We start from the raw sequence: 14725 nt of genomic DNA, 5'->3' as shown, positions 1-14725 counted from the left end.
CAGGACTTCGCCATGCCCGACGACTCCCAGGACCTGATATCCGGTGGTCATCTCGTTGCCAAGGCGCTGAAGGCCGAGGGCGTCGACCGCATCTACACCCTGTGCGGCGGCCACATCATCGACATCTACGACGGCTGTGTGGACGAAGGCATCGAGGTCGTCGACGTACGTCACGAGCAGGTCGCCGCCCACGCCGCCGACGGCTACGCACGCATCACCGGCAGGCCCGGCTGCGCGGTCGTCACGGCGGGTCCCGGCACGACCGACGCCGTGACCGGGGTCGCCAACGCGTTCCGCGCGGAGTCACCGATGCTGCTGATCGGTGGTCAGGGGGCCCTCAGCCAGCACAAGATGGGGTCCCTGCAGGATCTGCCGCACGTCGACATGATGACGCCCATCACCAAGTTCGCGGCGACCGTGCCCGACACGGCACGCGCGGCGGACATGGTGTCCATGGCGTTCCGCGAGTGCTACCACGGCGCGCCCGGGCCCTCCTTCCTGGAGATCCCACGCGACGTCCTGGACGCCAAGGTGCCACGGGAGAAGACCCGTGTGCCCCGAGCCGGCCACTACCGTGCCTCCACCCGCTCGGCCGGTGATCCCGCAGCCGTCGAGAGGCTCGCGGATCTGCTCGTGCACGCCGAGAAGCCGGCGATCCTGCTGGGCAGCCAGGTGTGGACGACCCGGGGCACGGAGTCCGCCGTCGACCTCGTACGCACCCTGAACATCCCGGCGTACATGAACGGGGCCGGCCGTGGCACGCTGCCGCCCGGCGACCCGCACCACTTCCAGCTCTCGCGCCGCTACGCCTTCTCGCACGCCGACGCAATCGTCATCGTCGGCACGCCCTTCGACTTCCGCATGGGCTACGGCAAACGGCTCTCCCCCGACGCGACCGTCGTGCAGATCGACCTCGACTACCGGACCGTCGGCAAGAACCGCGACATCGACCTCGGCATCGTCGGCGACGCGGGACTCGTCCTGAGGTCGGTGACCGAGGCCGCCTCGGGACGCGTCAACGGCGGGGCGTCCCGGCGCAAGGAGTGGCTCGACGAGCTGCGGGCCGCCGAGCAGAGCGCGCTCGAGAAACGGCTGCCGCAGCTGCGGTCGGACGCCTCCCCCATCCATCCTTACCGACTCGTCAGCGAGATCAACGACTTCCTCACCGAGGACTCGATCTACATCGGCGACGGCGGCGACATCGTCACCTTCTCCGGTCAGGTCGTCCAGCCCAAGTCACCCGGCCACTGGATGGACCCGGGTCCGCTGGGCACGCTCGGTGTCGGCATCCCCTTCGTGCTCGCGGCCAAGCAGGCACGCCCCGACAAGGAGGTCGTGGCCCTGTTCGGCGACGGTGCGTTCTCCCTCACCGGCTGGGACTTCGAGACCCTCGTCCGCTACAACCTCCCCTTCGTCGGCATCGTCGGCAACAACTCCTCGATGAACCAGATCCGTTACGGCCAGGCCCAGAAGTACGGGCGGGAGCGCGAGCGGGTCGGCAACACGCTCGGCGACGTCCGCTACGACGAGTTCGCCCGGATGCTGGGCGGTCACGGCGAGGAGGTCCGCGACCCGGCCGGCATCGGCCCCGCGCTGCGCAGGGCCCGTGAGTCCGGGAAGCCCTCGCTGATCAACGTCTGGGTCGACCCGGACGCGTACGCCCCCGGAACCATGAACCAGACCATGTACAAGTGAGGAGCGCTTGTCATGACCAAGGCTCTCGACGGTATCCGCGTCCTGGACATGACCCATGTCCAGTCCGGACCCTCCGCGACCCAGCTCCTCGCCTGGCTCGGCGCGGACGTCGTCAAGCTGGAGGCGCCGACCGGTGACATCACGCGCAGGCAGCTGCGCGACCTCCCGGACGTCGACTCCCTCTACTTCACGATGCTCAACTGCAACAAGCGGAGCATCACCCTCAACACCAAGACCGAGCGCGGCAAGGAGATCCTCACCGAGCTGATCCGGCGCTCCGACGTCATGGTCGAGAACTTCGGCCCGGGCGCGGTCGACCGGATGGGCTTCACCTGGGACCGCATCAGGGAGATCAATCCACGGATCGTCTATACCTCCATCAAGGGGTTCGGCGAGGGGCCGTACACCGGATTCAAGGCGTACGAGGTCGTCGCGCAGGCCATGGGCGGGTCGATGTCGACCACCGGTTTCGAGGACGGGCCGCCGCTCGCGACGGGGGCCCAGATCGGGGACTCGGGGACGGGTGTGCACGCCGTGGCGGGGATTCTCGCGGCGCTGTACCAGCGGGAGAAGTCCGGGCGTGGGCAGCGGGTCAACGTGGCCATGCAGCACGCTGTACTCAACCTGTGCCGGGTGAAGCTGCGCGATCAGCAACGCCTGGCACACGGGCCGCTCGCTGAATATCCCAACGAGGACTTCGGCGAGGAGGTTCCCCGCTCGGGAAACGCGTCCGGCGGCGGCCAGCCCGGCTGGGCGGTCAAGTGCGCCCCGGGCGGGCCCAACGACTATGTGTACGTCATCGTGCAGCCCGTCGGCTGGAAGCCGCTCAGCGAGCTGATCGGCCGGCCGGAGCTGGCCGACGACCCCGAGTGGGCCACCCCTCAGGTCCGGCTGCCGAAGCTCGGCAAGATGTTCCAGCTGATCGAGGAATGGTCGTCGAGCCTGCCCAAGTGGGAGGTCCTGGAGCGGCTGAACGCCCATGACATCCCGTGCGGGCCGATCCTGTCGACCAAGGAGATCATCGAGGACGAGTCCCTGGCCGCGAACGAGATGGTGGTGCGCGTACCGCACCCGGAGCGCGGCGAGTTCGTCACGGTGGGCAGCCCGCTCAAGCTGTCCGACTCCCCCGTCGAGGTGACCGGTTCACCGCTGCTCGGCGAGCACAACGAAGAGGTCTACGTGGGCGAACTCGGCCTCAGCGACGAGGAGTTGCGCCTGCTCAAGTCGAACGGGGTGATCTGACGTGATGGCGGAGGACCGGACGCTCAGGGTGCGTGCCCTGCTCGACTCGGTGCGGGCCGAGGGACGTGCCGCGCTGACCGCGCCGGAGGGCAAGGTGATCGCCGACGCGTACGGCATCGCCGTACCGGGCGAGGAGCTGGCGCGGGACGTGGACGAGGCGGTGGCGCACGCGGCGCGGTTCGGCGGGCCCGTCGTGATGAAGATCGTCTCCCCCGACATCCTGCACAAGACCGAGGCCGGCGGAGTCGTCGTCGGTGTGGCCGGCGCGGCGGAGGTGAGGACCGCCTTCCACACGATCGTGCGCAACGCCCGCGCGTACGACCCCGGGGCGCGGATCGAAGGGGTCCAGATCCAGGAACTGCTCCCGCAGGGCCAGGAGGTCATCGTGGGCGCGGTGACCGACCCCACCTTCGGCAAGATCGTGGCCTTCGGTCTGGGCGGGGTGCTCGTCGAGGTGCTGAAGGACGTCACCTTCCGGCTCGCGCCCGTGGACGCCGACGAGGCGCTGTCCATGCTGGACTCGCTCCGCTCGGCCGAGATCCTGCGCGGGGTGCGCGGGCAGGCGGGCGTGGACCGGTGGGCGATCGCCGAGCAGATCCGCCGGGTCTCCCAACTCGTCTCCGACTTCCCCGAGATCGCCGAGGTCGACCTCAATCCGGTGATCGCCACTCCGGACGGCGCGGTCGCGGCGGACATCCGGGTGATCCTCTCCGAGGCGCCCGAGAAGGAACGCCGACGCTACACGCGCGAGGAGATCCTCACCTCCATGCGCCGGTTGATGCAGCCGTCCTCCGTCGCCGTGATCGGCGCCTCCGACGAGCCGGGAAAGATCGGCAACTCGGTGATGCGCAACCTCGTCGACGGCGGCTTCTCCGGGGAGATCCACCCGGTGAACCCCAGGGCCGATGACATTCTGGGCCGCAAGGCGTACAAGAGTGTCACGGACGTTCCCGGTGAGGTGGATGTGGCCGTCTTCGCCATCCCCGCCGCCCGTGTGGCCGGGGCGCTGGAGGAGGTGGGACGCAAGAGGATCCCCAACGCGGTCCTGATTCCCTCCGGGTTCGCGGAGACCGGGGAGCACCGACTCCAGGCGGAGATCGTGGAGATCGCCGAGCGGTACGGCATCCGGCTGCTGGGCCCCAACATCTACGGCTACTACTCGACGTGGCAGGACCTGTGCGCCACGTTCTGCACGCCCTACGACGTCAAGGGCGGGGTCGCGCTGACCTCGCAGTCCGGGGGCATCGGGATGGCCATCCTCGGCTTCGCCCGCACCACGAAGACGGGTGTGTCGGCGATCGTCGGCCTCGGCAACAAGTCGGACCTGGACGAGGACGACCTGCTGACCTGGTTCGGCGAGGACCCGCACACCGAGTGCATCGCGATGCACCTGGAGGACCTCAAGGACGGGCGTGCGTTCGTGCGGGCCGCCCGGGAGACCGTCCCCAGGAAGCCGGTGGTGGTCCTGAAGGCGGGGCGGACCGCGGCGGGCGCCCGGGCCGCGGGGTCGCACACCGGGGCGCTCGCGGGCGACGACGCCGTGTACGACGACATCCTGCGGCAGGCCGGCGTCATCCGGGCTCCCGGTCTGCACGACATGCTGGAGTACGCGCGCGCGTTGCCGGTGCTGCCCACCCCCAAGGGGGACAACGTCGTCATCATCACCGGGGCCGGCGGCAGCGGTGTCCTGCTGTCGGACGCGGTCTCCGACAACGGACTGACCCTGATGGAGATCCCCCCGGATCTGGACGCCGCCTTCCGGGAGTTCATCCCGCCCTTCGGGGCCGCGGGCAACCCGGTGGACATCACGGGCGGGGAGCCGCCGTCGACGTACGAGGCGACGATCCGGCTGGGCCTGACGGACCCGCGCATCCACGCACTGGTCCTCGGCTACTGGCACACCATCGTCACCCCGCCCATGGTGTTCGCCGAACTCACCGCGCGCGTGGTGGCCGAGTTCCGGGAGCGCGGCATCGAGAAGCCGGTGGTGGCGTCGCTGGCCGGGGACGTCGAGGTCGAGGAGGCCTGCCAGTACCTGTACGAACGGGGTGTCGTGGCGTACCCGTACACGACCGAGAGGCCGGTGGCCGTGCTCGGCGCGAAGTACCGCTGGGCGCGGGCGGCCGGGTTGCTGGGGGGCGGTTCATGAGGTGAGTGAGCACGGGGGCCGCCGACGGTGCGCGCCGACGGCCCCCCGGACCCGCACGCGCACGAAAGGCATGGGACAGGGGGCGCTGGCCAGAACTTTCGACGCAAGGGGTGCTGGGCATACATGACATCCACCGATCTACCGACGTCCGTCCCCTACCGCGAGGTGACGGACCGCAACGGCCGCGTGTACCGGATCGGCGAGAGCGACGTCGACATCATGGGCCGTTCCCGTATCTGGATGGTCGTCCTGCCCTGGGTGGGCATGACGGGCATCGGCGCCGCCGCGTTCGCGTTCGCGTCGGCACAGGACACGCTCCACACGGCGCAGCTGTGGCGCGACGGGCACATCTACCGGCTGCTGGGCGTCTGGGTGTTCTTCCAGGCGGCCACGGCCTTCCCCGCCGGCCGGTTGCGGGAGAGCGGCCGGCTGCCCGCCCGTACGGCCATGGCGGCCGGGGCGTGCGCCATGCTGCTGGGCTCCCTGGCGGCGGCGTTCGCTCCGCACAGCACCGTCGGCCTTCTCGGCTTCGGGGTGTGCGGCGGCATCGGTGCCGGCCTCGTCCACGCCACGTGCGTGACCATGGCCGGCAAGTGGTACCCGGAGCACAGGGGCGCCGGGACGGGCTTCGTGAGCGGCGGTTTCGCCCACGGGTCCGTGCCCTTCCTGCTGTTGCTCACCTCCGTACTCGACCCGGCCGGCCACACCGTGGTGCTCACCGCGCTCGGGGTCGGGCTGTGTCTGATGGTGGCGGCGGTCGGCAGCTTCTTCGAGGATCCGCCGCAGAACTGGTGGCCCGCGCACACGGCCCCCGTCCCGGGCTCCGTGCTCCGTCCAGGCCGCGGAAACCCCGTACCGGGCACGCGGGATGCGCGGATCCGCCGCGTTCTGGAGCGGAATCCCCCGGCGGTCAGGCAGTACACACCGAAGGAGGCCGCCCGCGCCCCCGTCCTGTGGCTGCTGTCGCTCTGTCTGCTGGGCACGACCCTGATCGACGTCTTCGGGATCGCCTTCCAGGTGCCGTTCGGTGCGGACATGGGGTTCGCGGGCGGTGTCGTCGCCACGGCGATGTCCCTGACGGCGATCGTCAGCGGCACCGGGGCAGGCGTGATCGGCTGGATCTCCGACCGCCGCGGCCGGCGCACCACCCTGGTGGTGGTCTGTGCCGTACTGGGCGCGGCCCAGTTCGGCGTACCGGTGTCGGGCCAGGCGGGCAGCGTGCCGTTCTTCCTCGTCTGCTCGATGGTCTCCGGGTTCGCCGGCGGCGCGGTGCTCCCGCTGATCGCGGCCATGACGGCGGACTTCTTCGGTGAGAACCACAGCGCCACCCACTACGGGATGGTCTACAGCTCGAACCTGATCTCGGGGCTCGTCGCCTCCGGTCTGGGCGCGGTCGTCGTCGGTGAGTGGAACTACCACGACGCGTTCGTCCTGGCGGGCTCCGTCGGCCTGGCCTCCGCGGTCCTGGCCCTCTTCCTGAAGGCACCGGGCAGGCCCGACGCCCGGCGCATCGTCCCCAACCCGCATCCGCTCGGCGAGGAGATGGCGTGACATGACGGCAGACCCCATAGCCACGAACAGCTCGTCGGCCGGCCCCGGGGCCGCGGGCCGGTCCTATCGCGAGGTGACCGACGCCCACGGCCGTGTCTACCGCATCGGTGAGACCGACCGGGACATCCTCGGCCACTCCCGCAAGCTCATGGTGTATCTCCCGTGGATCGCCATGATGGCCATCAGTGTCTTCGAGTACGCGTACGGCTCCGCGGAGGACACCTTGTCCCACGCGCACGGCTGGACGCAGAGCAACACCTTCTGGATCCTCAGCGTCTGGGTGTTCTTCCAGGCCGGCATCGCCTTCCCGTGCGGCTGGCTGCGGGAGCGCGGGGTGCTGACCGCGCGCAGGGCGATGTTCCTCGGGTCCGGGATGTGTCTGGTCGGCTTCCTGGCCCTGTCGCACCTGAGCGACGTATGGGCGGCGATCCTGGGCTTCGGTGTGGTCGGCGGGATCGGTGCCGGTCTCGTCTACGCGACCTGTATCAACATGGTCGGCAAGTGGTTCCCGGAACGGCGCGGCGCGCGGACCGGGTTCGTCAACGGCGGCTTCGCGTACGGATCGCTGCCGTTCATCTTCATCTTCAACTACGCGTTCGACACCGCGAACTACAACGAGGTGCTGGACCTGATCGGCTGCTACATCCTGATCGTGGTGGTGTGCTGCGCCTTCTTCTTCAAGGACCCGCCGAAGAACTGGTGGCCCGCCGACATCGACCCGCTCGCCGTCTCCGGCAACCGGAAGAACGCGGCCGCTCTCGTCAAGAACCCGCCCGCGGTACGGCAGTACACCCCCGGGGAGGCCATCAGGACCGGCATGCTGCCCCTGATGTGGATCTCCATCGTGATGACGGCCGGGGTGTCGATCTTCGGGATCTCGTTCCAGGTCGACTTCGCCAAGCAGGTGGGCTTCGGACCGCTGGTGGCGGCGTCGTCCATGGGCGTGATGGCGGTCATCAACGGCATCGGCCGGGGTGTCGTGGGCTGGCTGTCCGACATCTGGGGCCGTAAGCCGACCCTGGTGTTCGTCATCGTCGTCCTCGGCCTCGCGCAGTTCGGGGTGATCTGGGCCGGGGACATCAAGAGCGAATGGCTGTTCCTGTTCTTCGCGTTCCTCTCCGGGTTCGGCGGCGGCGCGTTCTACCCGATGTTCGCGGCGCTGACCCCGGACTACTTCGGGGAGAACTACAACGCCACCAACTACGGCCTGGTGTACAGCGGCAAGCTGGTCAGCGGTCTGTTCGGCGGCGGTCTCGGCTCGATGGTGGTCGCGGCCTGGGGCTACGACGGCGCGTACGCCCTGGCCGGGGGTGTCTCGATGGTGGCGGCGGCGATCGCCCTGCTGCTGCGGCAGCCGGGCCGGAGCCGGCAGGCGACACCGGCTCCGGAACCGCGCACGACCGGCTGACCGGCTGACCGGCGTACCGCCGGGCCCGCTCACCGGCCTACCGGCCGGCCCTCGTAGGTCCTGTGGTGGCCTTCCCGCGTCCGGGAGGGCCACCGCCGTATCGGCCGGTGCCGGGCCGGCTCAGGACTCCGCCCGGGCGTGGTACGACCGCCGGGTGTGCTCGGTGTGTTCGCGCATCAGCCGGGTGGCCCGCTGCTCGTCGCGGTCGGCGATCGCGGAGATCAGCTCCCGGTGCTCGGTCCAGGACTGCTGTCCCCGCTGCCGGGCGACCGGGGTGTAGTACCAGCGCACCCGCCGGTCGACCTGCCCGGCCAGCTCCGCGAGGACCGCGTTGCCCGCGAGCTCCATCACCTTCGCGTGGAAGCGGGCGTTCAGCGTGACCGCCCCGTCCACGTCGTCCTCGGCGACGGCATGCTCTCCCTGGGCGCACAGCTCCTCCAGGGCCGCGATGCCCGCGCTGCCCGCGTGTGCGGCGGCGAGCCGGGCGGCCTCGGCCTCCAGCAGCGTACGCACCGTGAGGAGCTGGTCGGCCTCCTCCTCCGTCGGTTCGTGCACGAACGCGCCCTGGGCGGGGCGCAGATCGACCCAGCCCTCGGTGTTCAGCCGCTGCAGTGCCTCGCGCACCGGCTGCCGGGAGACTCCGAGATGCCCGGCGAGTTCGCTCTCGACGAGATGCTGACCGGGCTGCAGGGCGCGGGTGGTGATGAGTTCGAGCAGCGCCTCGTAGACACGGTCGCGCAGCGGGCCGGGGCGCTCCAGCCTGGGCACCGCTCCCTGCGGCAGTCCTGTCGACAACATCGCGGTCCCCCTCCAGGGCAACGACGGCGCGGTAGCCGGGAAAGCCAGTATGGATTGTCTTTCGTCTACAGTCTACGGCGCGCAGGGAGCGTGGCAGGGGGCGAATCGGTCGTTGTCGTACGACGGCCGCGGCGCGACCCGTCGCCCCGCGGGACGGGCATGGACACGCGGCAACGGTCACCGAGCCCCGGGACCGCTCACGGACATCGGACGACCTGGCCCGCGTACGACAGGTTGCCGCCGAAGCCGAAGAGGAGCACCCGGTCCCCCGAGGAGATCTCCCCGCGTTCCACGAGCTTGGACAGGGCGAGCGGGATGCTCGCCGCCGAGGTGTTGCCGGACTCGGCGACATCGCGGGCGACGACCGCGTTGACCGCGCCGAGCTTCTCGGCGAGCGGCTCGATGATGCGCAGGTTCGCCTGGTGCAGCACGACCGCGGCGAGGTCCTCGGGCGCGGTGCCGGCCCGTTCGCAGACCTGCCGGGCGATGGGCGGCAGCTGGGTGGTGGCCCAGCGGTACACGCTCTGCCCCTCCTGCGCGAACCGCGGCGGCGTGCCCTCGATGCGCACCGCGTGCCCCATGCCGGGCACCGAACCCCACAGCACCGGCCCGATCCCGGTCTCGGCGCCCGGTGGGCACGCCTCGACCACGGCGGCCCCGGCGCCGTCCCCGACCAGGACACAGGTCGTACGGTCGGTCCAGTCCGTCACGGCGGACATCTTGTCGGCGCCGATGACGAGCGCCCGGGTGGCCGCGCCCGCGCGCACGGTGTGGTCGGCGGTGGCGAGGGCGTGGGTGAAGCCCGCGCAGACGACGTTGATGTCCATCGCGGCCGGCTGCGGGATGCCGAGGCGTGCGGCGACACGGGCGGCCATGTTCGGCGAACGGTCGACGGCGGTGGAGGTGGCGACCAGCACCAGGTCGATCTCGCCGGGGGCCAGGCCCGCCGCCGCGAGCGCCTTGGCGGCGGCGTGCGCGGCCAGCTCGTCGACGGGCTCGTCGGGGCCGGCGATGTGGCGTGTGCGGATGCCCACCCGTGATCTGATCCACTCGTCGCTGGTGTCGACCATGCCCGCCAGGTCCTCGTTGGTGAGCACCTTGGCGGGCTGGTAGTGGCCGACGGCGGCGATGCGTGAGCCGTGCATGGGTGGGTCCCCTCCGTTGCCGTGGGTAGCGGGATCCACCAGTCTGATCAGTGACTCACGGGTACGACGGCAGGTGAAGCGACAGGAATGGCGCGTCCGCGTTGTCGGCTTCCCGCAGCCCTCGGACGGCCGGGCATCCGCGGCCCGGCCGCCCGGGGCTCCTCCGCCGGCTCATCCGGTGAACAGTTGCTTCGCCTTCAGGACCAGCTCGTACAGGCCGTAGCACAGGGGTGCCCCCACCCACAGCCAGGCGAGGACGGTCAGGGTCCGCCGCTCAGGCGGGCTGCTCTCGCCGGCCATCGGCGGCCTCCTTCGGTACGGAGAGGTGGTGGCGGGGGTGGACGGGCCGGACCAGTTCGTTGGCGATGAACCCGATCACGAGCAGACCGATCATGATCATGAAGGACAGGCCGTAGAGATCCGGGCCGTGCTTCCCGGCCGCCTTCTGGTGGTCCGCGATCCAGTTCACGATCAGCGGCCCGAGGACTCCCGCGGTCGACCAGGCGGTGAGCAGCCGGCCGTGGATCGCCCCCACCTGGTAGGCCCCGAAGAGGTCCTTCAGATAGGCGGGGACGGTTGCGAAGCCGCCGCCGTAGAAGGAGAGGATCACCAGCGCGCAGAGGACGATCAGGGGCTTGGACGAGTCGCCGAAGGACGCGATGAGCAGATACATCAGCGCGCCGACGCCCAGGTAGACGCGGTAGATGTTCTTGCGGCCGATCAGGTCGGAGGCCGAGGACCAGCCGATGCGGCCCGCCATGTTCGCCGCCGACAGCAGGGCGACGAAGCCGGCGGCCGCGGAGACCGACACGGGCGTCGAGGTGTCCGCGAAGAAGTCCGTGATCATGGGGGCGGCCTTCTCCAGGATGCCGATGCCGGCGGTCACGTTCATACAGAGGACGACCCACAGGCACCAGAACTGGGGGGTGCGCACGGCGCTGCGGGCGGAGACCTGCACGCCGTCGACGACGCTCGGCCCGTCCGCCACGGGCTGCTCGGTGCGCGGCACCCGCACCAGCAGCACGCCCAGCGACATGAAGACGGCGTACGCGAGGCCGTGCACCAGGAAGGCGAGCGCGATCCCGGAGTGGTCGGAGCCGAACGACTGCAGCATCTGCGCCGACCAGGGCGAGGCGATGAGCGCGCCGCCGCCGAAGCCCATGATGGCGATGCCGGTGGCCATGCCGGGCCGGTCCGGGAACCACTTGATCAGCGTGGAGACCGGCGAGATGTAGCCGATGCCTAGGCCGATACCGCCGACGAACCCGTAGCCGAGGACGATCAGCCAGTACTGCTCGCTCGCCGCACCGAGCGCGGAGATCAGAAAGCCGGAGGAGAAGCAGACGAGGGCCACGGTCATCGCCCAGCGGGGCCCGTTGCGCTCGACGAGGGTGCCGCCGAACGCGGCGGACAGGCCGAGCATGACGATGGCGAGCTGGAACGGCAGGGCGCTTTCGGTGCCGTTGAGGTGGAGCGCGGATTCCAGGGGCGGCTTGAACACGCTCCAGGCGTACGCCTGGCCGATGGAGAGGTGGACGGACAGAGCGGCGGGCGGCACCAGCCAGCGGCTCCATCCCGGGGGTGCGACGGGAGGGCTCATGGGCTCGAACGGTAGGCAGCCGGACAGGAGTTGAGAACCCGTCGCGTCGACCGTATGCGATGAACGGTATGCGGGCTGCGGCGAACGGTCAGGCGGGAGGATGCGGGTGCGCGGACTCTTGCCGAGGCCAGGTCCATACTGTAGACAATATTTCGTCGACACTCTTCGACGCTCTCTCATCGACGGTCTTCGTCGATCCGATGTTCCCCGCCTCCGCGGTACTCCCTCGACCGAACGGAGCGTTCCCCGTGAAAGTCGCAGTCCTCGGCGCCGGTGCGATCGGCGCCTACGTCGGCGCCGCACTCCACCGTGCGGGCGCCGATGTGCATCTCATCGCCCGTGGACCGCATCTGACGGCCATGAGGCGGCACGGCGTACACGTGCGCAGCCCCCGCGGCGACTTCACCGCGCACGTCCACGCCACCGACGACCCGGCCGACGTCGGCCCGGCCGACTATGTCCTCCTGGGCCTGAAGGCCCACGCGTACGCGGCGTGCGGTCCGCTGATCGCGCCGCTTCTGCACGACAGCACGGCGGTCGTGGCTGCCCAGAACGGCATCCCCTGGTGGTACTTCCACCGGCACGGCGGCCCCCATGACGGCCGCCGGGTCGAGAGCGTGGACCCGGACGGCGCGGTCAGTGCGGTGCTCGCGCCCGAACGGGCCGTCGGCTGCGTCGTCTACGCGGCGACCGAGCTGGACGGCCCGGGGGTCGTACGCCATCTCGAAGGCACCCGGTTCTCCGTCGGCGAGCCCGACCGGAGCGTCTCGGCGCGCTGCGTGGAGTTCAGCGAGGCGATGCGGGCGGGCGGGCTCAAATGCCCGGTGGAGCCCGACCTGCGCAACGACATCTGGCTCAAGCTGCTCGGCAACATCTCCTTCAACCCGATCAGCGCGCTGGCCCGCGCGACCATGCGGCAGATGTGTGTGCACGGCGGCACCCGCAGGGTCATCGAGACCATGATGACCGAGACCCTGGCGGTCGCCGGGGCCCTCGGCTGCACGGTCGGCGTCTCCATCGAACGGCGGCTCGCGGGCGCGGAACGCGTCGGCGACCACCGCACCTCCACACTCCAGGACCTGGAGCGCGGCAGACCGCTCGAACTCGACGTCCTGCTCGCCGCCGTCGTCGAACTGGCAGAGATCACCGGCGTGGAGGTGCCGACCCTGCGCACCGTGCACGCCATCTCGGACCTGCTCGCGCTGAGGAGCGCCGCATGAGGAAACGAGAACCCAGGACCTACACCCGGCTCACCCGCCCGCTCGTCCGGGACTCTCGCGACGAGCCGTTCCGTGAGGCGAGCTGGGACGAGGCGCTGGACCGTACCGCCCGCGGACTCGCGGCGGCCCGCGGCGCGTTCGGCATGTTCTCCTGCGCCCGCGCCACCAACGAGATGAACTACGTGGCACAGAAGTTCGCCCGCGTCGTCATGGGCACCAACAACGTCGACTCCTGCAACCGCACCTGCCACGCCCCGAGCGTCGCGGGCCTGTCGGCCGCCTTCGGTTCGGGCGGGGGGACGTCGTCCTACGAGGAGATCGAGCACACCGACGTCATCGTGATGTGGGGCTCCAACGCCCGCTTCGCGCACCCGATCTTCTTCCAGCACGTGCTGAAGGGGATCGGGAACGGCGCCCGGATGTACGCGGTCGACCCGCGCCGCACCACGACCGCCGAGTGGGCGGACAGCTGGCTCGGGCTGAACGTCGGGACCGACATCCCGATGGCGCACGCGATCGGCCGCGAGATCATCCACGCGGGGCTGGTCAACGAGACGTTCGTCGAGCGGGCGACCTCCGGCTTCGAGGAGTACCGCGCACTGGTCGAGCCGTGGACGCTGTCGCTCGCCGAGAAGGTGACGGGCGTACCGGCCCGCGCCGTCCGCGAGCTGGCGCACGCCTACGCCCGCGCCGAGCGCGCCCAGCTGTGCTGGACCCTCGGCATCACCGAGCACCACAACGGCACCGACAACGTGCGCGCGCTGATCAACCTGTCCCTGCTGACGGGGCATGTCGGCCGCTACGGCTCGGGCCTGCAGCCCCTGCGCGGCCAGAACAACGTGCAGGGCGGCGGCGACATGGGCGCCATCCCCAACCGGCTGCCCGGCTTCCAGGACATCCTTGACCCCGGGACGCGCCACAAGTTCGAGTCCGCCTGGGACACCGTCATCCAGCCGCACTACGGGCTGAACCTCACGGAGATGTTCGAGGCGATGGAGGACGGCTCGCTGAGGGCCGTCTACTGCATCGGCGAGAACCCGGCGCAGTCGGAGGCGGACAGCGAGCAGGCGGTACGGCGGCTGCGGGCGCTCGACTTCCTCGTCGTGCAGGACATCTTCCTCACCAGGACCGCCGAACTGGCGCATGTGGTGCTGCCCGCGACCGCCGGCTGGGCGGAGACGGAGGGCACGACGACCAACAGCGAGCGGCGGGTGCAGCGCGTACGGCGTGCGGTCGCCCCGCCCGGTGCGGCCCGCGAGGACATCGACATCCTCTGCGCCCTGGCGGCACGCCTCGGCCACGACTGGAAGTACGCCGACGCCGAGGCGGTCTGGAACGAGCTGAGGTCGGTGTCCCCGGACCACTACGGGATGACCTACGCGCGTCTGGAGGAGCACCAGGGCATCCAGTGGCCCTGCCCGAGCACCGACGGCCTCGAACCGGGCTATCTGCACGGCAGGTTGTGGGCGGCGGACCCGGCGGAGCGCGGCGCTCTCGCGCCCTTCGGCCTCGTCCAGCACGATCCGCCCGTCGATCTCACGGACGAGGAGTTCCCGATCCGGCTGACGACCGGGCGGCGGCTGGACTCGTACAACACCGGGGTGCAGAGCGGCGGTTTCGCCTCCCCGCTGCGGCGCGGCGAGAGTGTCGAACTGTGCCCGGAGGACGCGGAGCGCTACGGGGTGGCCGTCGGCGAGGAGGTCCGGGTGAGCTCGCGGCGCGGGTCGGTGGTGGCGCCGGTGTGGATCGACCCGGCGCTGCGGCCCGGACTCGCCTTCATGACCATGCACTTTCCCGACGAGGTGGACACCAACCAGCTGACGATCGAGGCCAACTGCCCGATCGCGGGCACGGCGGAGTTCAAGGCGTCGGCGATCCGTGTCGAGAAGCTTCCGGCAACGACCCGCGTGAGGTGAT

At 70.4% G+C, this 14725-nt stretch carries 11 protein-coding genes; 7 read left to right on the top strand and 4 right to left on the bottom strand.

Going from position 1 to position 14725, the window contains the following annotated elements:
* Nucleotides 1-12: 12 nt before the first annotated feature.
* The 5 genes from ACFY2Z_RS24465 to ACFY2Z_RS24445 all read left to right on the top strand — a co-directional run bounded on the left by ACFY2Z_RS24465 (nucleotide 13) and on the right by ACFY2Z_RS24445 (nucleotide 8045).
* Complete coding sequence (locus tag ACFY2Z_RS24465) at nucleotides 13-1695, top strand: thiamine pyrophosphate-binding protein (protein WP_390746235.1); 1683 nt, start codon at nucleotides 13-15, stop codon at nucleotides 1693-1695.
* A 12-nt stretch (nucleotides 1696-1707) separates the two neighbouring features.
* Nucleotides 1708-2937: a formyl-CoA transferase gene (frc, locus tag ACFY2Z_RS24460; RefSeq protein ID WP_390746234.1), complete on the top strand. Its 1230-nt coding sequence runs from the start codon at nucleotides 1708-1710 to the stop codon at nucleotides 2935-2937.
* 4 nt (nucleotides 2938-2941) lie between these two features.
* Nucleotides 2942-5086: an acetate--CoA ligase family protein gene (locus ACFY2Z_RS24455; protein ID WP_390746233.1), complete on the top strand. Its 2145-nt coding sequence runs from the start codon at nucleotides 2942-2944 to the stop codon at nucleotides 5084-5086.
* 123 nt (nucleotides 5087-5209) lie between these two features.
* On the top strand, nucleotides 5210-6637 hold the full coding sequence (locus ACFY2Z_RS24450) for an OFA family MFS transporter (RefSeq protein ID WP_390746232.1): 1428 nt from the start codon (nucleotides 5210-5212) through the stop codon (nucleotides 6635-6637).
* 1 nt (nucleotide 6638) lies between these two features.
* On the top strand, nucleotides 6639-8045 hold the full coding sequence (locus ACFY2Z_RS24445) for an OFA family MFS transporter (RefSeq protein ID WP_390746231.1): 1407 nt from the start codon (nucleotides 6639-6641) through the stop codon (nucleotides 8043-8045).
* A gap of 120 nt (nucleotides 8046-8165) precedes the next feature.
* Here the strand turns inward: ACFY2Z_RS24445 and ACFY2Z_RS24440 are convergent, their stop codons facing one another.
* The 4 genes from ACFY2Z_RS24440 to ACFY2Z_RS24425 all read right to left on the bottom strand — a co-directional run bounded on the left by ACFY2Z_RS24440 (nucleotide 8166) and on the right by ACFY2Z_RS24425 (nucleotide 11588).
* On the bottom strand, nucleotides 8166-8843 hold the full coding sequence (locus ACFY2Z_RS24440; protein ID WP_390746230.1) for a GntR family transcriptional regulator: 678 nt from the start codon (nucleotides 8841-8843) through the stop codon (nucleotides 8166-8168).
* Nucleotides 8844-9040: 197 nt separating this feature from the next.
* Entirely contained in the window at nucleotides 9041-9988 is a 948-nt protein-coding gene (locus ACFY2Z_RS24435; RefSeq protein WP_390746229.1) for a beta-ketoacyl-ACP synthase III, read from the bottom strand.
* A 171-nt stretch (nucleotides 9989-10159) separates the two neighbouring features.
* Nucleotides 10160-10288 carry a hypothetical protein gene (locus tag ACFY2Z_RS24430; protein ID WP_355911973.1) on the bottom strand — a complete coding sequence of 43 codons (129 nt, stop codon included), beginning with the start codon at nucleotides 10286-10288 and terminating at the stop codon, nucleotides 10160-10162.
* Nucleotides 10263-11588: an OFA family MFS transporter gene (locus ACFY2Z_RS24425; protein ID WP_390746228.1), complete on the bottom strand. Its 1326-nt coding sequence runs from the start codon at nucleotides 11586-11588 to the stop codon at nucleotides 10263-10265. The genes ACFY2Z_RS24430 and ACFY2Z_RS24425 overlap by 26 nt, the downstream gene beginning before the upstream one ends.
* 248 nt (nucleotides 11589-11836) lie before the next feature.
* Between ACFY2Z_RS24425 and ACFY2Z_RS24420 the strand changes: the two genes are divergently transcribed.
* Together ACFY2Z_RS24420 and ACFY2Z_RS24415 are read left to right on the top strand one after the other, a co-directional pair.
* Nucleotides 11837-12808 carry a 2-dehydropantoate 2-reductase gene (locus tag ACFY2Z_RS24420; protein WP_390746227.1) on the top strand — a complete coding sequence of 324 codons (972 nt, stop codon included), beginning with the start codon at nucleotides 11837-11839 and terminating at the stop codon, nucleotides 12806-12808.
* Nucleotides 12805-14724 carry a molybdopterin oxidoreductase family protein gene (locus tag ACFY2Z_RS24415; protein WP_390746226.1) on the top strand — a complete coding sequence of 640 codons (1920 nt, stop codon included), beginning with the start codon at nucleotides 12805-12807 and terminating at the stop codon, nucleotides 14722-14724. Before ACFY2Z_RS24420 ends, ACFY2Z_RS24415 begins: the two co-directional genes overlap by 4 nt.
* The last annotated feature ends 1 nt before the right edge of the window (nucleotide 14725 follow it).

Source organism: Streptomyces sp. NPDC001222 (genome assembly GCF_042896945.1).
Lineage (GTDB): Bacteria > Actinomycetota > Actinomycetes > Streptomycetales > Streptomycetaceae > Streptomyces > Streptomyces gibsoniae.
Note: the sequence above shows the minus strand (reverse complement) of the source record. Positions and strands in the feature narration are given on the sequence as shown.

Bases quoted from the DNA above. Each gene is read 5' to 3' on its own strand.
- ACFY2Z_RS24465 (WP_390746235.1), top strand. From the start codon at position 13: ATGCCCGACGACTCCCAGGACCTGATATCCGGTGGTCATCTCGTTGCC.
- ACFY2Z_RS24450 (WP_390746232.1), top strand. From the start codon at position 5,210: ATGACATCCACCGATCTACCGACGTCCGTCCCCTACCGCGAGGTGACG.
- ACFY2Z_RS24430 (WP_355911973.1), bottom strand. From the start codon at position 10,288: ATGGCCGGCGAGAGCAGCCCGCCTGAGCGGCGGACCCTGACCGTCCTC.
- frc (WP_390746234.1), top strand. From the start codon at position 1,708: ATGACCAAGGCTCTCGACGGTATCCGCGTCCTGGACATGACCCATGTC.
- ACFY2Z_RS24425 (WP_390746228.1), bottom strand. From the start codon at position 11,588: ATGAGCCCTCCCGTCGCACCCCCGGGATGGAGCCGCTGGCTGGTGCCG.
- ACFY2Z_RS24435 (WP_390746229.1), bottom strand. From the start codon at position 9,988: ATGCACGGCTCACGCATCGCCGCCGTCGGCCACTACCAGCCCGCCAAG.
- ACFY2Z_RS24445 (WP_390746231.1), top strand. From the start codon at position 6,639: ATGACGGCAGACCCCATAGCCACGAACAGCTCGTCGGCCGGCCCCGGG.
- ACFY2Z_RS24415 (WP_390746226.1), top strand. From the start codon at position 12,805: ATGAGGAAACGAGAACCCAGGACCTACACCCGGCTCACCCGCCCGCTC.
- ACFY2Z_RS24455 (WP_390746233.1), top strand. From the start codon at position 2,942: ATGGCGGAGGACCGGACGCTCAGGGTGCGTGCCCTGCTCGACTCGGTG.
- ACFY2Z_RS24440 (WP_390746230.1), bottom strand. From the start codon at position 8,843: ATGTTGTCGACAGGACTGCCGCAGGGAGCGGTGCCCAGGCTGGAGCGC.